The sequence below is a fragment of the Rhizobium sp. AC27/96 genome (assembly GCF_001692325.1).
Lineage (GTDB): Bacteria > Pseudomonadota > Alphaproteobacteria > Rhizobiales > Rhizobiaceae > Rhizobium.
Genome location: NZ_LXKN01000070.1, coordinates 138,822 through 157,149 on the forward strand (window position 1 = coordinate 138,822; position 18,328 = coordinate 157,149).

The following is an 18,328-nucleotide window of genomic DNA, read 5'->3' on the forward strand; positions in this document are numbered from 1 at the left end:
TTGGGGGAATTGCAATAGATTTGTTGGCGGTCCCTATGCTCGACTATCCGGTGCCCAAACACTTCTCAATATGTTTTGTCAAAACCTTGTCTTCATCAGGTCGTGGGCGTTCCACCGCGTCGTTCGAGGGCGGTTCTGCGAATGATGTCGGCGATTTCCGGGCTGCTGCTGGATAGCATCTGGAAATCCGACGAATAGAGCGACAGCAGCGAGACCTCCGTCGCGGCGCTGACTGTCGCTGAGCGTGGCTCGCCACTGATCAGCGCCATCTCGCCGAAGAAGCTGCCGGTGCCGAGCTCCACGGGGTTCGGCGTGGCGACGGTGACGCGGCCCTCAACGATGAAGTACATCTGGTCGCCGGCCTCGCCCTTGCGGCAGATGATGCCGCCGGCCGGCACGACGCGCGGTCTCAGCGCCCTGACGATCTCGATGAGTGCTCCCGAACCAAGTTTCTGGAACAGCGGCACGGCTGCGACCAGCTGCCAGTTGCGCACGAAGTCCTGGCGGCGAACTTCCTCATAGAAGCCCGTGGCGAGGATACCGGCCCATAGCGCGAAGATGCCGATCCCGCTCATCATGACCAGCCCGGCAAGGATACGGCCGGCGAAACTTTGCGGAATTTCGTCGCCATAGCCGGTGGTCGAGAGCGTAACCACCGCCCACCACATGGCCAGCGGAATGCTGCCGAACTTGTCGGGCTGGACGTCGCGCTCGATGATATAGGCGGCGAGTGCCGCGCCAAACAGAACTATGCCGAAGATCGAGGTGACGCCGATCAGGTTGCGCGCTTCTTTGCTGAGGACCCGGCCCAGCAGCCGGAAGAAGGTCGAGCCACGCAGCGGCTTCAGCAGCCAGATGGCGCAATAAAGGCTCTGGTCACGCCCGCGGGCGAAGAGGAATGCGAGCACGGGGACGAGAACCGCAAGCACGTCGACGGCCGTTTCCAGCGTCCTGCCGCGCGCTTCTCTCGATCGCTGCATTAACAGCGTCTCGATCAGTTGCAGAACATAGGCGGCCCAGACACCGGCGAGCAGGACCTCCAGAACCAACCTTGTCTGTCCGGTTATGTCGGGTGTCGTCAGTGCCGCCACGGTCAGCAGGCCGATTGCTGCGAGCAGCGCGTTCAGCGATGTGGAAATCTTCGAGAAGGAAAGCGCCGACATTCGATACCCCAACTGGCCCGCCACTTTCTCAGAATAGGATGTCTTCGGTTGAAACGTAAAGGGCTGGCGGGGCGTTCGCGGCAGCCAAGTTTCGGCCTGGCGTATAGGCAATTTATCGCTGTCTTTTCAATCCGATTTCAGTCGCTGCCCGACATCCAGCGGTAGTCCCTTGAATGGCTTGATTTCCTTCAGAACGAATGTCGTCTGCATTTCCTTGATGCGCGGCAGGCGACGCACCACCCGCATGGCGAAATCCGCATAGCTGTCGAGATCGGCGGCAACGACCTGCAGCAGGAAATCCGCATCGCCGGCAATGCTGTAGCAGGCGACGACCTCGCTCAACTTCAGGACATCGCGCGAAAATTCGTCGGCCTCCGCCTCGCTGTGGCTGTCGATCTTGATCCTGATGAAGGCGAGGACGCCAAGGCCGATCTGACGCCTGTCGAGCGTTGCCGTATAGCCTTGGATCACCCCTGTTTCCTCAAGCTGGCGCACGCGCCGCCAGCAGGGCGAGGTGGAGAGCCCGACTTCGGACGACAGCGCCTGGTTCGTCAGGCGTCCGTCTTTCTGGAGGGCGCCGAGAATTCTTAGATCGACGGGTTCGAGATTGGAAGGCATAGATTGACCCGATAGCGGTTGATATGGGTAGGATCTACCACATTGAGCGAGTATACCGCAATGAAAGGTAAGATCGCCCGTGATTGGCGCGATATCCTGCTGATAGTCATCGTCAACAACAGCAGGTTTCAATGCTTCCCGATATTCGTCTCGCCATTGTCATCAATCCGGATCTGCCACTCGGGCTGATCGCCAATACCGCCGGCGCCATTGCCATCGGATTAGGGGCCAGGTTTCCCGGTCTTGCGGCGCGGCAGCTGATCGACGGGCAGGAACGTGCCATCGACATCAGCTCGAACATGCCGGTGCCGATGCTGCAGGCGGATGCCGATACCATCCGGTCGCTGCTGCTGAAGGCGCTGCCGCAGCAGGGCGAACGGGCAATCGTTCCCTTTCCGGCCTTCGCACGTTCGTTGCACGATTACAGGGAGTATGAGGCGACTTTTCCCGGGCGCGATCTATCGCAGGAGACCATCGACGGCCTGGGCATAGCCGGTCCATCGAAATGGGTGAAATCGCTTACCGGTTCGCTGAAGCTTTTGCGTTAGCATCGAGGAGAAAAGGGGCCGGCTTGCGGGATAGAGAGATCCGCTTCGCCGGCCGAGCAGGACTGAAGAAGAAGGGACGATACACTTCAGTCATCGGATGATGATGTATCCGACGATGCAATGGATAGGACTGTCTGCCTGAACGGGTGCCGAACCGGGTGTTCATCTGCGGTTCACGCGTACTTTTTTCAAAATCTCGGCTGCGAGGCCTGGGGCTTGAACTCCTGAAAAGCGATCCCCATTTCCATCCTGCGGGTGCCAAACGGGCTCGCAAAGCCGTCCCGAGGCCGCCAGGAGTGGGGCCGTGGGGCAAATTCAGAATCGCAATTGTCGCTCACAGGAGGACTCCATGCGTCACGTAGACTTCTCTCCCCTTTACCGTTCCACCGTCGGTTTCGACCGTCTGTTCACCATGCTCGATACCCTTGCCCAGCCGGATCAGGCTCAGACCTATCCGCCCTACAACATCGAGCGCACCGGTGAGAACACCTATCGCATCACGATGGCCGTTGCCGGTTTCGATGAAAAGGAACTGAGCATCGACGCTCATGCCCACGTTCTTCACGTCAAGGGCGAAAAGAGCGAAGAGCCGGCTGAAGCCAGCGAATATCTCTATCGCGGCATCGCCAAGCGCGCCTTCGAGCGTCGTTTCCAGCTCGCCGATCATGTCGAGGTCCAGGCTGCTTCCCTGAAGAATGGTTTGCTGCACATCGATCTGCTGCGCAACATTCCGGAAGCCATGAAGCCCCGTCGTATCTCGATTGCGGCTGATCCGGTGGAAGCCCCGAAGGCCATCGAGGCTCACATCAACTAAATCGGGCTGACGGCCCTACGCCGTCATGCCCGGGCTGATGGTCGCATGACCGTCACGCCTTTGATCCTCCCAAGATCAAAAAGAAGCGGCGCTCCATCGGGGCGCCGCTTTTGTTTTGGGAGGAATATAAGGATATTGTCAGGCCGCGTTCGTGGCCCCTGTCGCTGCCTCGGTCTTAGCGTCGGCACGCTTCTTGGCGGCGTCGGCATATTTCTGGGCGAGGAAGGCGCAGGTCATCAGCTGGATCTGATGGAACAGCATCAGTGGCAATACGATGGCGCCGATACCCTGGCCGGCGAAGATGACATTGGCCATCGGCACACCGCTTGCCAGCGACTTTTTCGAGCCGCAGAAGGTGATGGTGATCTCGTCAGCCTTGGAGAAGCCAAGCGCACGGCTGCCGAACATGGTGATGCAGAGCACCATGGCCAGAAGGACCATGTTGGCGACGATGACGGTGGCGATGTCGAGTACCGAAAACGTATGCCACAGCCCCTCGACCACTGCCTCGCTGAAGGCGGAATAGACGACCATCAGGATCGAGCCGCGATCAACCGGCATCAGGATCTTCTTCTTGGAGCGGATCCAGTCGCCGATCCACGGCTGCAGCAATTGGCCGGCGATGAAGGGGGCAAGCAGCTGCAACATGATCTGCCACAGCACATCCCAAGAAAAACCGCCGCCCTGGCCGCCCACTGAAAACAGCACGCCGACGAGCAGCGGCGTCAGGAACATGCCGAAGATGTTCGATGCGGAAGCCGAGCAGATGGCGGCGGGAACATTGCCGCCGGCGATCGAGGTGAAAGCGATCGACGACTGTACTGTCGAAGGAAGCACGCTCAGAAACAGCAGGCCGGTATAGAGCGACACGGGCAGAACACTGGTCGGTACGATCTGGCCGATGGCGAGCACCAGCAGCGGGAAGATGCCGAAGGTTGTCAGCAGGATGACGAGATGCAGCCGCCAGTGCAGCATGCCGGCAATGACGACATCGCGCGATAGGCGCGCGCCGTGCAGGAAGAACAGCAGACCGATGGCAAAGTTTGTCGCGATGCTAAAATAGTGGGCGCTTGTCCCCTGAACGGGAAAGAAGGATGCCGTTAGAACAGTGAGCACCAACAGCATGGTGAAAGTATCTGGAAGAAAGCGGCGCATCGTGCCAACCCCAATCGCGGTTGCAGGTCTTGATAATTGATCCTTGCAGATAGACCTATTGTGATCCACGATGCAAGGAATAACAGTTATCGCAATATAGGATAAGCGCTATGCTCGATCTCACGCAGTTGCGCAGCTTCGTTGCCGTGGAGCAGATGGGTAGCTTCACGCTGGCGGCGGAACGGCTCGGGCTCGGCCAGTCGACCGTCAGCCAGCATATACAGCGATTGGAAACGGAGCTTGGGCGCAAGCTATTGGCCCGCGACACGCATCGCGTCGTCCTGACCGGTGATGGCGAGGCTTTGCTCGGCCATGCGCGCAACATGTTGTCGATCGAAGGGGAGGTGCGCCAGCTCTTTGCCGGCAACAGCCTGCGCGGCAGTCTTCGCCTTGGCGTTTCCGAGGATTTCGTTACCAGCCAGCTCCCCGACGTGCTCGAGGAGTTCGTTCGCTCGCATCCCTCGGTCGATCTCGAATTGACCGTTGCGCTCAGCGGCACTCTTTATGAAATGCAGGACAATGGTGATCTGGATCTGGTGCTCGCCAAGCGTCGCCTCGGCGATGTCAGGGGCAAGCTGGTCTATCGCGAGCCGCTGGTTTGGCTGGCACGCGATCCCGAGCGCATTCGCAGGCTTGCCGGGCCACTGCCGCTAATCGCCTTTCCGGCGCCAAGCGTCACCCGGGCGGTGGCGCTGGAGGCGCTGCGTCGCCAGCAGGTGCCGTGGCGGATCGTTTGCACCTGCGGCAGCCTTAGCGGGCTGACGGCCGCGGCTCGCGCCGGCATGGGTGTTCTCGTCCAGCCGCAAAGCATGGCGCCGACCGGGTTGACGGAGATCGCGCCGGGCTGGCTGCCGGCCCTGGAGGATGTGGAATTTGTGCTTGTGCCACGCAAGGGGGCGGATCAACTTGTGGTCAATGCCCTATCGGAAGACATTTTGACAAAAGTTCGAGGGCCGAGATCAATTTGATGATGGTGGCGTAGACCACAGGGATGGAAAAGCCTTTGTCCAGCATGCGGATAGGATTAAGCTCTTGTTAGGATTTCCTTCGCCGGCTGTCGTTTTGCGCCCCCGCACATCTGTTCTGCGCAGCGTCCGGTTCAGGTCGCAGTCAGCTTGGGCTGCTATCGTAGGTGGCAGTGGACGAGTTGCATGAGGACATCCGCCCCCGATGACTTATGGTGCCATCTTCATTTCCGGGCTTGTCGCTTGCGTAATGGCAATGACGGTGATCGTTCACCATGCTCCGGCATCCGATCGCGACGACTTATCGACTTTCAGACTGTTCGCGCATCGGAATTAGAACTGAGCTTTCCTGCGACATTGAGCGCCGTCCGGCCTGAAGCCGGCTCCGGCGCTCCTTTTTCTTGCCGTCAGGCCAGGCAGGCGAGGAAGTTCGTCACGTCGGCGTCGGTCGTGGCGAAGCTGGTGACGAGGCGGATCAGTGTCTCATCACCGCCGACCAGATCCGGCTGCGATTCCGGGATCGGCCATTCGTAGAACTTCGCACCCTTGTCCTCGGCGGCCTTGGCAGCCGATTTCGATATGATCGCGAAAACTTCGTTAGAAAGCGTCGGCCAGGCAAGGCGTGCCGAAGGCGCCTTTTCAATGCCGGCGCGCAGGTGGTCGGCCATGCCGTTGGAATGGCGAGCGAGATCCAGCCAGAGGCCATCCTTGAAGTAACCATCGAACTGGGCGGCGATGAAGCGCGACTTCGAAAAGAGCTGGGCGGCACGCTTGCGGATGAAATGCATCTCCCTTGCCTGCTCCGGATTGAAGAAGACGATCGCCTCGGCGCACCAGCAGCCGTTCTTGGTGCCGCCGAAAGAGAGGATGTCGATCCCACGCTTCCAGGTCATTTCCGCCGGGCTGACACCGAGCGCGACCAGGGCATTGGCGAAACGCGCGCCATCCATGTGAAGCGGCAGGCGGTCTGCCTTGGCGATGGCGGCGATGGCATCGATTTCGGCGAGCGAATAGACCGTGCCGATTTCCGTGGCCTGGGTGATTGTCACCGCGGCGGCGCGGCCGTGATGGACGGCATCCTGGGGGAAGCGGGCAACCTTGGCGGCGAGCGCCTTGGGATCGATCTTGCCGAGGGCACCATCGACGGTTGCCAGTCGCGCACCGCTGAAGAAGTCAGGTGCACCGCATTCGTCCTCGGCCACATGCGCCTCGTTGTGACAGAAGCTGATTCCGCCCGGCTTCTGGACGCTGGCGAGCGACAGCGAATTTGCCGCCGTGCCCGTCGCAACGAAAAACACGGCAACCTCGCGCTCGAAGATCTCCGAGAACTTGGCCTCCACCCGTTGGTCCAGGTCGCTTGTACCATAGGCGGAAGCAAAGCCGCCGGACTCGGCGAGGAGACGTTCAGCGATCTTGGAGTGGGCGCCAGCCCAGTTATCGGAGGCAAAGAACATGAAGTGCACCAATTATAAGGAGTGAATAGCAGGCGGCATAAATAGGGTCGGCGGGACCTTACGCCAATGCAAAAACCTATCAAGTGCATGAACTTGAACAATCCATCACAGAAATTGATTGGCGCAATCAACAAATAAAATGATGCGCTGCAGCGAAACTTTATTGCTCTATTTGCGCAACGAGGGCAATCTTCCGTCGTTCGCTGACGAATTTTTGCCATTTTGCTCTTGCGAAGGCTTAAGCTTTCTGGCATAGAACTGATGAATTAGGACAGGGTTGCTGTCCTATTTTGGCCGCCGAGGCCGAAGATGCGCCAGAGGGTCCTGACGATGTCGGGATTTCAAGCTATAGTTATCGGGAGCATGCCCTTTCAAGCCTTCCAGGCAATGGGTATTGCGGCGGTGGAATAGCAAGGCGCGGAACGCTGACGACGGGCTCCACTCAAGGGGCCATGGTTCGCGGCCGGATCTTCACAATGCAACAGAGCTGTCGCGCGTCGGCGCCGGAAACGGACCGCGCGGGACGAAGGATCGCCCGCCATGCGGGCCTTACCGGAGGGAAGACGATGACGAACAGGACGACGTCCACGAGTTTTGACCAGACTGCTGCAGCCAATGCTGTCGCTGCGGCCAAAACGTCGAAACGCGCCGGCGGCATCCCCCGGAAACAGGGCCTCTACGATCCGCGCAATGAGCATGATGCCTGCGGCGTCGGCTTCGTCGCGCATATGAAGGGCCAGAAGTCGCACCAGATCGTGCGCGACGGCCTGTTCATTCTCGAGAACCTGACGCATCGCGGCGCCGTGGGTGCAGATCCGCTGATGGGCGATGGCGCCGGCATTCTCGTGCAGATTCCGGATCGTTTCTTCCGCGAGGAAATGGCCTTGCAGGGTATTACCCTGCCGAAGGCCGGTGAATATGGCGTCGGCCATTTCTTCCTGCCGCGCGACGAGGCGCTGATCGAGCATTTCAAGACCGCCATCAAGCAGGTCGTTACCGAGGAAGGCCAGGTTCTGATCGGCTTCCGCGACGTGCCGGTCGACAATTCGTCGCTGTCGAAGGCGCCTGATATCGCCGCCACCGAGCCGCATCACGTGCAGGTCTTCATCGGCGCTGGCCGCGATGCCGGCACGAACGAGGAGTTCGAGCGCCGCCTCTTTACCCTGCGCAAGGTGATCTCCAACCGCATCTATGCGGAATATGAGGGCGAAGAGAGCAGCTTCTACCCCGTGTCGCTGTCGAGCTCGACCATCGTCTACAAGGGCATGTTCCTCGCCTATCAGGTTGGTGCCTATTATAAGGACCTAGCCGACCCGCGTTTCGAGACGGCGGTTGCCTTGGTGCACCAGCGGTTCTCGACCAACACCTTCCCGTCGTGGAAGCTGGCGCATCCCTACCGCATGGTCGCCCACAACGGCGAAATCAACACGCTGCGCGGCAACGTCAACTGGATGGCCGCCCGCCAGGCATCCGTATCCTCGCCGCTGTTCGGCGAGGACATCTCCAAGCTCTGGCCGATCTCCTACGAGGGACAGTCGGACACGGCCTGCTTCGACAACGCGCTCGAATTCCTCGTGCGCGGCGGCTATTCCATGGCGCATGCCATGATGATGCTCATCCCTGAAGCATGGGCCGGCAACCAGCTGATGGCGGCCGAGCGCAAGGCATTCTACGAGTATCATGCCGCCCTGATGGAGCCATGGGATGGCCCGGCCGCCGTCGCCTTTACCGACGGCAAGCAGATCGGCGCGACGCTCGACCGCAACGGCCTGCGTCCGGCTCGTTACCTCGTCACCAACGACGATCGCATCATCATGGCGTCCGAAGCCGGCGTTCTGCCAGTCGAAGAGGAAAAGATCATCCAGAAGTGGCGCTTGCAGCCGGGCAAGATGCTGTTGATCGACATGGAAAAGGGCCGCATCATCTCCGACGACGAGGTGAAGTCGGAGCTTGCCACCAAGCATCCCTACCAGAGCTGGCTCAAGCGCACGCAGCTGATCCTCGAAGACCTGAAGCCGGTGGAGCCGCGCGCGCTGCGTCGCGACGTGTCGCTGCTCGATCGCCAGCAGGCCTTTGGCTACACGACCGAGGACACCAAGCTCCTGATGTCGCCGATGGCGACCACCGGGCAGGAGGCTGTCGGCTCGATGGGGACGGATACGCCGATCTCCGCCATGTCGGACAAGCCGAAGCTGCTCTACACTTACTTCAAGCAGAACTTCGCGCAGGTGACGAACCCACCGATCGATCCGATCCGCGAAGAGCTGGTCATGAGCCTGGTCTCGTTCATCGGACCGCGCCCGAACCTGCTCGACCATACCGGCATGGCGAACGCCAAGCGTCTGGAAGTGCGCCAGCCGATCCTGACCAACGGCGATCTCGAGAAGATCCGCTCGATCGGTCATACGGAAGACCGCTTCGACACGAAGACGCTCGACTTTACCTATGATGTCGAACGCGGCGCCGCAGGCATGCCCGAGATGCTCGACCGTCTCTGCGAGCGGGCGGAAGCGGCCGTTCGCGGCGGCTACAACATCATCGTGCTTTCCGACCGCCAGATCGGACCGGACCGGATCGCCATTCCGGCGCTGCTGGCGACGGCGGCCGTGCATCACCACCTGATCCGCAAGGGCTTGCGTACCTCGGTCGGTATCGTCGTCGAAACCGGCGAACCGCGCGAAGTGCATCAATTCTGCCTGCTGGCGGGCTACGGTGCGGAAGCGATCAACCCGTATCTGGCTTTCGACACGCTGCTCGACATGCATCAGCGCGGCGAATTTCCGAAGGAAGTGGACGCGACCGAAGTCGTCTACCGCTACATCAAGGCTGTCGGCAAAGGCATCCTCAAGGTCATGTCCAAGATGGGCATCTCGACCTACCAGTCCTATTGCGGCGCGCAGATCTTCGATGCGATCGGCCTGCAGCAGGAATTGGTCGACAAGTACTTCTTCGGTACGGCGACGATGATCGAGGGCATCGATCTGGAGACCATTGCCGAGGAAACGGTGGCGCGTCACAGTTCGGCTTTCGGCCGCGATCCGCTCCTGGCAAGCACGCTCGACATTGGCGGCGAGTATGCCTATCGCATGCGCGGCGAAAGCCATGCCTGGACGCCGGATGCGGTGGCAGCCCTTCAGCATGCCGTGCGTGGAAATGCCGAGGACCGCTATCGCGAATTCTCCGAAATGGTGAACGACTCCGCGCTGCGGATGAACACCATCCGTGGTCTCTTCACGATCAAGGGTGCGGAAGCGCTCGGTCGCAAGCCGATCTCGATCGATGAGGTCGAGCCGGCCGTCGATATCGTCAAGCGTTTCTCGACCGGCGCCATGTCCTTCGGCTCCATTAGCCGCGAGGCGCATACGACGCTGGCGATCGCCATGAACCGTATCGGCGGCAAGTCGAACACCGGCGAGGGCGGCGAGGAGTCCGACCGCTACATGCCGCTCTTCGACGGCTCGGCAAACCCGGAACGCTCCGCCATCAAGCAGATCGCCTCCGGCCGCTTCGGCGTGACGACAGAATATCTTGTCAATGCCGACGTGCTGCAGATCAAGGTGGCGCAGGGTGCAAAGCCCGGCGAGGGCGGCCAGCTGCCCGGCCACAAGGTCGATGCCACGGTTGCCAAGACCCGGCATTCGACGCCGGGCGTCGGCCTGATCTCGCCGCCGCCGCACCACGACATCTATTCGATCGAGGATCTGGCACAGCTGATCTTCGACCTGAAGAACGTCAACCCGACCTCGGATGTGTCGGTCAAGCTCGTCTCGGAAGTCGGCGTCGGCACGGTCGCCGCCGGCGTCGCCAAGGCGCGCGCCGATCATATCACCGTCTCGGGCTATGACGGCGGCACCGGCGCTTCGCCGCTGACCTCGCTGAAGCATGCAGGTAGCCCTTGGGAAATCGGCCTTGCCGAAACCCAGCAGACGCTGGTGCTGAACGGGCTGCGCTCGCGTATCGCCCTGCAGGTGGATGGTGGTCTGAAGACCGGACGTGACGTCATCATCGGCGCGCTTCTCGGCGCCGACGAATTCGGCTTCGCCACCGCGCCGCTGATTGCGGCCGGCTGCATCATGATGCGCAAATGCCATCTCAATACCTGTCCGGTGGGCGTCGCTACCCAGGATCCGGTCCTGCGCAAGCGCTTCAAGGGCAGCCCGGAGCATGTCATCAACTACTTCTTCTTCGTGGCCGAAGAAGTGCGCGAGATCCTCGCCTCGCTTGGTGTTGCCAAGCTGGACGACATCATCGGCGCTTCCGAGCTTCTGGAAAAGGACGACATGCTCGCCCATTGGAAGGCGAAGGGTCTCGACTTCAGCCGCATCTTCCACAAGGTCGATGCGCCGAAGGAAGAGACCTACTGGACATCCGTGCAGAAGCACCCGATCGACGACATTCTGGATCGCCAGCTGATCGAGAAGGCAGAGCCTGCTCTGTCTTCCAAGACACCGGTCGCCTTCGAGGTCGACATCAAGAACGTCGACCGTTCGGCCGGCGCCATGCTGTCGGGCGCGGTTGCCAAGCGCTACGGTCATCGCGGTCTGAAGGAAGACACGATCAACGTCACCCTCAAGGGTACGGCCGGTCAGTCCTTCGGCGCGTTCCTCGCACGGGGCATCACGTTCGACCTCATCGGCGACGGCAACGACTATGTGGGCAAGGGTCTTTCGGGTGGCCGCATCATCATCCGTCCGCCCGAAAATTCGAAGATCGTTGCTGAAAACTCGATCATCGTCGGCAACACCGTGCTTTACGGTGCGACCGAGGGCGAATGCTACTTCCGTGGTGTTGCGGGCGAGCGCTTCGCGGTCAGAAACTCCGGCGCGGTCGCCGTCGTCGAAGGCGTGGGTGACCATGGCTGTGAATACATGACCGGTGGCGTCGTCGTCGTGCTGGGCGAGACGGGGCGCAACTTCGCGGCCGGCATGTCGGGCGGCGTTGCCTATGTGCTTGACGAGATTGGCGATTTCGCACGCCGCTGCAACATGGCGATGGTCGAGCTGGAGCCGGTTCCGGAAGAGGACGAACTGCTGGAGAAGCTGCATCATCACGGTGGCGATCTTGCACACAAGGGACGTGTCGACGTTTCGGGTGACATGACGCGCCACGACGAGGAGCGTCTTTACCAACTGATTTCGAACCATTTCCACTACAGCGGCTCGACGCGCGCCAAGGAAATTCTCGATCACTGGGCCGATTACCGCCCGAAATTCCGCAAGGTCATGCCGGTCGAATACCGTCGCGCCCTTGAGGAAATGGAGCGCAGCCGGATGAGCGTGGCGGCGGAGTAATCCGTCTCCTGGCAAACCAGTCGAGGATTTCGCCTCGCATTGCGATCGCCATCCGGGCGATCGCGACTGTCGAACAGCGGAATCAGATGTGAATTACAGTGCCGGACAGGGAACGGATTTTACCCTTGGCACGGGAGCCGGCGGCTCCACTTTTTGAGTGAGGAAACGAAAGCATGGGCAAGGTAACAGGCTTCCTGGAAATCGACCGGCAGGTCGGCAAGTATCAGCCGGCGTCCGATCGCATCCGGCATTTCCGTGAATTCACGATCCCCATGTCGGACCCGGAAGTGCAGAAACAGGCAGCGCGCTGCATGGACTGTGGCATTCCTTATTGCCATGGCCCGACCGGCTGCCCGGTGCACAACCAGATCCCCGATTGGAACGACCTCGTCTACAACAACAACTGGGAAGAGGCGATCCGCAACCTGCATTCGACCAACAACTTCCCGGAGTTCACCGGCCGCGTCTGCCCCGCACCTTGCGAGGAAGCCTGCACGCTGAACCTGGAAGACGCGCCGGTCGCCATCAAGACCGTCGAGCAGGCGATTGCCGACAAGGCCTACGAGCTCGGCTTCATCCGCCCGCAGCCGGCAACGGTGCATACCGGCAAGAAGGTCGCCGTCATCGGCTCCGGCCCCGCCGGCATGGCGGCTGCCCAGCAGCTCGGTCGCGCCGGCCATGAGGTTCATCTCTATGAGCGGGAAAGCAAGGCCGGCGGTCTGCTGCGTTATGGCATCCCGGACTTCAAGATGGAGAAGAACTTCATCGACCGCCGCGTCGAGCAGATGAAGGGCGAGGGCGTTACCTTCCATTGTGGCGTCAATGTCGGCGTCGACGTGAAGATCGAGCAGCTTCTGGCTGATCATGATGCCGTGCTCTATTGCGGTGGCTCTGAGACCCCGCGCGAGGCCGGCATTCCCGGCGTCGAGCTGGCCGGGGTCCATGACGCCATGCCCTATCTCGTGCAGCAGAACCGCCGCGTCGGCCGCGAAAACATCGACAGCGCCGGCTGGCCTGCCGACCCGATCCTGGCCGGTGGCAAGCATATCGTCGTCGTCGGTGGTGGTGATACGGCGTCCGACTGCGTCGGCACGGCATTCCGCCAGGGCGCGGTGAAGGTTACCCAGCTCGACATTCGCCCGCAGCCGCCGGAAAAGGAAGACAAGCTCGCCGTCTGGCCGTTCTGGGCGACGAAGATGCGCACCTCTTCCTCGCAGGCCGAAGGTGCGGTTCGCGAATTCCAGGTGGCGACACTCGAATTCATCGGCGAAGATGGCGTGCTGACTGGCGTGAAGTGCTGCGAAGTGGATGAGCGCCGCAAGCCGATTGCCGGGACGGAGTTCGTCATCCGCGCCGATCTCGCTTTCATCGCCATCGGTTTCCGCGGCCCGTTCACGGATAGCGTACTCAAGGAACTCGACGGTAAGCTGACTTTGAACACCGACCGCCGCGGCTCGACCAACGTCGTCGCCAACGACAAGGACTACAAGACCTCCGTCGACAAGCTCTGGACTGCCGGCGACGTGCGCCGCGGCCAGTCGCTGGTGGTCTGGGCGATCCGCGAGGGACGCCAGGCAGCGCGTGCGATCGACGAGACCTTGATGGGTTCGACGGTTCTGCCGCGGTAGTCTTCAAGACCGTTCTAAGATCACTATCGGAAAGGCCGGGCTCGTGATGAACCCGGCCTTTTGCTTATCTGTTTGCGGCGATATTCCAGTTGTAGACGCAGCGGTCGAGCCCGATGGCAATCTCGAGCACCGTGACAGCGTGGTCTATCGACGGTCCCTTCCTGGGCTGGCTGCGATAGCGCTGCGGGAAGTCCGTTCGCTTGGAGATCGAGCAGACCTCCATCCATTTGTCGCCGTTATCGACTTCGATATCCATCGTCACCTCGGAATAGGCCGGCAGGCGGTCGGAGGGTACGATCCTCGTCGGTAGATGGATGACCGATCCGATCATCCGGCGAACCGGTTCGAGGCAGGCGACATGGTAGTCATTGCCGCTGTCGGCGGTGAAGGCGCATTGAAATTCGAGCTGCCAGAACTCCTTGAGCCGCACATGCTTTGTCGGCTGCTCCTGTTCGCGACGATAGGATTTCCCCGCTTGCCAGACGCATAAAGGCAGGCGCGTTCTGGAGTGATTTCCGAGAACATGCTGCATGTAGATGTAGGTCGAAGGCGTCGTCTCAGGTCGGAGTACCAGTGCGGTATCGGTTTCTGACAAGCGCTCCTGCACCCATATATCTTCATGGGAATAGGCATTCGAAACGAGGCTGCGCGGCATCAAGGTCGGGGCTTCCACCCTTCGGACATCCCAGGCAGGGTTTACGGATCGCAGGAAGCTGCGGATATAATCGGAAAAGTACCGGACGAGATCCTCGCGCAGGCGGATATCCCGCTCTTCCCAATGAACGAGCGAATTGACGTTGTAGATATTGAGCACGTGCCATTCTCCATGGGCAACGTTTATGTTTTGGGTAAGGGCTTTACGTCCAGCAGCCGCCGGACAGGCCAATGCCTCCGGCCGTCACGGCTGGACGCGGAGACCTCGGCCGGAGAAAGCGCGCAGAATCGCGACCTGCGGGCAGGTGCGGTTACGATCGATATGATCTGCGCTGATGGTGCTCATGCCGTTTTTCTATTGGCGCACTGCGATATTGTCAAACGGACATCGCAGCGCATTCGGCTTGTCTGGAAAGTAATCACGGTGTGGTCGTTGCCGGGACCGGCAACCGATAATCGTCCACACGACCTGCGGGCGCCGGCGCCATCTGACCCTTGTCGACCAGGAGGTCTCGTGGAGACGGCGCTGCAGCAACCGGTGCAGGGGCCGCACCCAGAAGCTGCGCGCCGCCATCGAGGTCCGGATCGGACAGGCTCATGGGCGGCGTGCGGGTGACCTTTTCCGCCTCCGCCGCGGGCAAATTCGCCGGCTGCACGGGCAGCGGATTGCCGGTGTCGAGGCGGGTGATATCCGGGCTTGCCTGATCACCGAGCAGCCGTCGCGCCGATTTCTCGACATAGAAGGCAAGTTTGCGTTTGCCGGCCGGGGTCATGTTGACACCATCGGCGGTTCTGAGGCGCACCTGCTGGCCGTTGATATCGGACCCTGTCACGATGAACTCGCCGTTCTGGTCGGTAAAGCCGTCCCAGATGTCGATGAACTCGCCGCCGACGCCGGCCATCTGGCTCTGATAGAGCTGATTGAGCTTGACGGCGCTGGCCGTCAGCTGATCCGAGCCGAAGGAGGGCAGGCCGACCCAGAGCAGCGGGATGTGGCGGTTCGTGACCAGCTTGGCAAATTGCTGCACGCGCTCCTCATAGGCGAGGAACCACGGATCGGTGCCGTATTTTTCATTGAGGCCATCGCCGATGATCTGCTGGCGATCATTGGCCCCGAGCATGACGATGACAATCGCCGGCTTCAGCTGGTCCATCATCCCGGTCAATTGCTGCGGCCAGTTGTAATAATCCTGCCGGACAAGGCCGGAGGCGACATTGCCGCGCGTTTGGATGATGACGCCGGGCGAGGTGGAAAAAGCGTCCTCCAGCCCGGTTCCAAGGCCGCTCGCCAGAAAATCGCCGACGACGAGGATGGTTTTGGCATCCGGCAGCTTTTCCGCCGGCGGTGGTGTCTCCGGCTGGACCACAACGGGCTCGCGCGGCGGTGGCGTTGGGCGTTTGCGCGGCTGCACCTTGCGCCGTGGTGGCGGCTGTTCAACCGGCTGGTCCGGGTAGTCGGGCTCGCGCGTGCCGAACAGCATGTCGAACAGGTTTCGGCGCGGCCGTTCCTGCGCTTCGGCTGCCTTCGAGAGGCAGCCAAACGCGATGACGACGGCAAGAAATGCCGTGAGAATGACCTTCAGGGTTGCCGTGGTCGCGCGGGCAGGTCGTTCTGTCATAACTTCTTTCCGCTCACGGCCCGCGGTCGCATGAGGGTAGCTCCCCGGTGCAGCGATCCCGGAACCGATCGATGGCAGCGGCCTATTTGCGCAATGCCTTCAGCAGGTCCATCGAAGGTTCGCCATCCGTATCCATGCCGATGCGCTGCTGGACGGCGCTGATCGCGGCCTTCGATCCAGATCCGAAATTGCCGTCGACGACGCCGTCATAATAGCCAAGCTGCTTCAGCCGCGTCTGCAGCTCGAATTTCTGCTGCACATTCAGCGTGCCACTCGGGCGTGGCCAGGATTGCTGCATGCCGCCATAGCCGGCGATCTGGTCGGCAAGCAAGCCAACGGCGAGAGCATAGCTGTCGGATGCGTTGTAGCGCTTGATGGTGAAGAAGTTGCCGGTCATCAGGAAGCCGGGGCCATTCGGCCCGCCGGGCATCTTCAGCTGCGCCCGATCGGAGGTGAGCCGGAAGCCCTTGCCATTGGGACGCACGAAGCCGAGAGCCGTCCATTGGGCGATCGTGTGGGTCTTGCCGGCCTGTGCGCTGCCGCCAGGTGGTACGACCACTTCGTAGCCCCATGTGCGGCCAGTTTCCCAGCCGTTCTTGGCAAGCAGATTGGCGGTTGTCGCCAGCGCATCAGGAATGGAATTCCAGATATCGGCATGGCCGCTGCCGTCGGCGTCGACGGCATAGAGCAGGTAGCTGGAGGGGATGAACTGGGTATGGCCCATGGCGCCAGCCCAGGAGCCGTTCAGTTCCTTGCGCGAGACATCACCCTTCTGGAGGATTTTCAGCGCGGCGACCAGCTGCTTCTTGGCGTAACTGGCGCGTTTTGGATCGGCATAGGCAAGTGTCGCCAGTGCACGGGGTACGTAGTGCAATCGATCGTTTTTGGTGAGGACCGCGCCATAGTTCGATTCCATCGACCAGATGGCCAGCATGATATTTCGATCGACGCCGAAGTGCTGCTCGAGCGTGCGAAGCGTGGCCCCATACTTGACCGCCATTTTCCGGCCAATATCCACGGTATAGGGATTGACACGGGAGTCGAGGTAATCCCAGATTTGGGACTTGAATTCCGGTTGGTACTGCGCTTTTTCGAGGACCGTGGGGTCGGGGTCCGTCACGCCGGCAAATGCATCGCGATAGGTCGATTGTGTGATGCCGCTCTTTGCGGCGGTAGCATAGAAGCCCGCGATCCATTTTTGGAACCCTGGGTCAGCATTGGCGTTAACGGGAGCGAGTCCCGCAAAGGCACCGAGCGCGAGCGCCAGAGCGAGACCACGAAGGGAGTTTTTGCGGTTTGCAGTCATCTACAGCCTTGTCCATCAATCGTTGGATTTCGGTGCGGCGAAGCAGGTAGCGTTCGCCGAAGCATGACACTAGGGGAACGAAGTCAACAAATTCTTTACCATGGAAGCCGGGTTCAGTCATTATTTGCAAAACAGTAGCAAATTTAATCTACTGACCTTGAGATTGGCTCGGCGCCAGCGATTTAATGCCCAGGAGGTATGAGTGGGACAGCATAAGAAGGTGCGTAAGGCAGTATTTCCGGTTGCCGGACTAGGGACGCGGTTCTTGCCGGCGACCAAGGCCGTGCCGAAGGAAATGCTCACCGTCGTCGACAAGCCGGTGATCCAATACGTCGTCGATGAGGCGATGGAAGCGGGCATCGAGCATTTCGTGTTCGTAACGGGCCGCAGCAAGCACGTCATCGAGGATTATTTCGACATCCAGTTCGAGCTTGAGCACACGCTGCGCCAGCGCAACAAGAATGCCGAGCTGTCGCTGTTGAACGGCCTGCTGCCAAAGGCCGGCACGGCCAGCTTCACGCGCCAGCAGGAGCCGCTTGGCCTTGGCCACGCCGTCTGGTGCGCCCGCGAAATCGTCGGCGACGAGCCTTTCGCGCTGCTGTTGCCTGATATGGTCATGCGGGCCGAAAAGGGCTGCATGAAGGGCATGATCGAGCTCTACGAGCAAAGCGGTGGCAATGTCATCGCCGTCGAGGAATGCGCTCCGGACCAGACCCATAAATACGGTATCGTCGGCGTTGGCGAAACGATCGGCAACGGTTTCCGTATCACCGAAATGGTGGAGAAGCCGGCCAAGGGTACGGCTCCGTCCAACTTCTTCATCAATGGCCGCTATATCCTGCAGCCGGAAATCTTCCGCATTCTCGAAAGCCAGGAGCGCGGTGCGGGCAACGAGATCCAGCTGACCGACGGCATGCTGAAGCTTGCGCAGACGCAGGATTTTGCCGGTTATCATTTCCAGGGTCAGACTTTCGACTGTGGCGCCAAGGATGGCTTCATCCTCGCCAACGTCGCTTTCGCGCTTTCGCGTGCGGATATCCGTCCAACGATCGAGGACGAGCTGAAGGCACTGATCGCGGCCTTGAAATAAGCTCTCGAACGTTCGGGAAAAAA

The 18,328-nt window shown here is 60.7% G+C and carries 13 protein-coding genes; 6 read left to right on the forward strand and 7 right to left on the reverse strand.

Going from position 1 to position 18,328, the window contains the following annotated elements; genetic code table 11:
* Window positions 1-95: 95 nt before the first annotated feature.
* Both A6U86_RS31370 and A6U86_RS31375 read right to left on the reverse strand, forming a co-directional pair.
* Window positions 96-1,163, reverse strand: a complete 1,068-nt coding sequence (locus tag A6U86_RS31370; protein ID WP_068400088.1) for a cyclic nucleotide-binding domain-containing protein — start codon at window positions 1,161-1,163, stop codon at window positions 96-98.
* A 126-nt stretch (window positions 1,164-1,289) separates the two neighbouring features.
* Window positions 1,290-1,781: an Lrp/AsnC family transcriptional regulator gene (locus A6U86_RS31375; protein WP_068400091.1), complete on the reverse strand. Its 492-nt coding sequence runs from the start codon at window positions 1,779-1,781 to the stop codon at window positions 1,290-1,292.
* 131 nt (window positions 1,782-1,912) lie between these two features.
* On the opposite strand from A6U86_RS31375, the gene A6U86_RS31380 reads away from it, so the two are divergent.
* Both A6U86_RS31380 and A6U86_RS31385 read left to right on the forward strand, forming a co-directional pair.
* Window positions 1,913-2,329, forward strand: a complete 417-nt coding sequence (locus tag A6U86_RS31380) for a DUF2000 domain-containing protein (RefSeq protein WP_068400094.1) — start codon at window positions 1,913-1,915, stop codon at window positions 2,327-2,329.
* A gap of 349 nt (window positions 2,330-2,678) precedes the next feature.
* Entirely contained in the window at window positions 2,679-3,143 is a 465-nt protein-coding gene (locus A6U86_RS31385) for an Hsp20 family protein (RefSeq protein ID WP_068400096.1), read from the forward strand.
* Window positions 3,144-3,281: 138 nt separating this feature from the next.
* On the opposite strand, the gene A6U86_RS31390 is transcribed toward A6U86_RS31385, so the two are convergent.
* Entirely contained in the window at window positions 3,282-4,298 is a 1,017-nt protein-coding gene (locus A6U86_RS31390; RefSeq protein ID WP_068400099.1) for a bile acid:sodium symporter family protein, read from the reverse strand.
* 110 nt (window positions 4,299-4,408) lie between these two features.
* On the opposite strand from A6U86_RS31390, the gene A6U86_RS31395 reads away from it, so the two are divergent.
* On the forward strand, window positions 4,409-5,266 hold the full coding sequence (locus tag A6U86_RS31395; RefSeq protein ID WP_068400102.1) for a LysR family transcriptional regulator: 858 nt from the start codon (window positions 4,409-4,411) through the stop codon (window positions 5,264-5,266).
* A gap of 404 nt (window positions 5,267-5,670) precedes the next feature.
* Here A6U86_RS31395 and A6U86_RS31400 read toward each other — a convergent pair whose 3' ends face one another.
* A complete protein-coding gene (locus A6U86_RS31400) occupies window positions 5,671-6,717 on the reverse strand; it encodes a low specificity L-threonine aldolase (RefSeq protein ID WP_068400105.1) in 1,047 nt (348 codons plus the stop codon).
* Window positions 6,718-7,283: 566 nt separating this feature from the next.
* Here A6U86_RS31400 and gltB point away from each other — a divergent pair.
* Together gltB and A6U86_RS31410 are read left to right on the forward strand one after the other, a co-directional pair.
* On the forward strand, window positions 7,284-12,008 hold the full coding sequence (gltB, locus tag A6U86_RS31405; protein WP_068400108.1) for a glutamate synthase large subunit: 4,725 nt from the start codon (window positions 7,284-7,286) through the stop codon (window positions 12,006-12,008).
* A gap of 173 nt (window positions 12,009-12,181) precedes the next feature.
* The gene (locus A6U86_RS31410) at window positions 12,182-13,636 is read left to right on the forward strand and encodes a glutamate synthase subunit beta (protein WP_068400111.1); all 1,455 of its coding nucleotides are present in this window, start codon (window positions 12,182-12,184) and stop codon (window positions 13,634-13,636) included.
* A 64-nt stretch (window positions 13,637-13,700) separates the two neighbouring features.
* Here A6U86_RS31410 and A6U86_RS31415 read toward each other — a convergent pair whose 3' ends face one another.
* The 3 genes from A6U86_RS31415 to A6U86_RS31425 all read right to left on the reverse strand — a co-directional run bounded on the left by A6U86_RS31415 (window position 13,701) and on the right by A6U86_RS31425 (window position 17,215).
* On the reverse strand, window positions 13,701-14,450 hold the full coding sequence (locus A6U86_RS31415; RefSeq protein ID WP_068400114.1) for an aminoacyl--tRNA ligase-related protein: 750 nt from the start codon (window positions 14,448-14,450) through the stop codon (window positions 13,701-13,703).
* A gap of 259 nt (window positions 14,451-14,709) precedes the next feature.
* The gene (locus tag A6U86_RS31420) at window positions 14,710-15,909 is read right to left on the reverse strand and encodes a DUF459 domain-containing protein (protein ID WP_068400117.1); all 1,200 of its coding nucleotides are present in this window, start codon (window positions 15,907-15,909) and stop codon (window positions 14,710-14,712) included.
* An 82-nt stretch (window positions 15,910-15,991) separates the two neighbouring features.
* A complete protein-coding gene (locus A6U86_RS31425; protein ID WP_068400118.1) occupies window positions 15,992-17,215 on the reverse strand; it encodes a lytic murein transglycosylase in 1,224 nt (407 codons plus the stop codon).
* 202 nt (window positions 17,216-17,417) lie between these two features.
* Here A6U86_RS31425 and galU point away from each other — a divergent pair, with 202 nt between their 5' ends.
* Window positions 17,418-18,305, forward strand: a complete 888-nt coding sequence (gene galU / locus A6U86_RS31430) for a UTP--glucose-1-phosphate uridylyltransferase GalU (protein WP_068400121.1) — start codon at window positions 17,418-17,420, stop codon at window positions 18,303-18,305.
* Window positions 18,306-18,328: the final 23 nt, after the last annotated feature.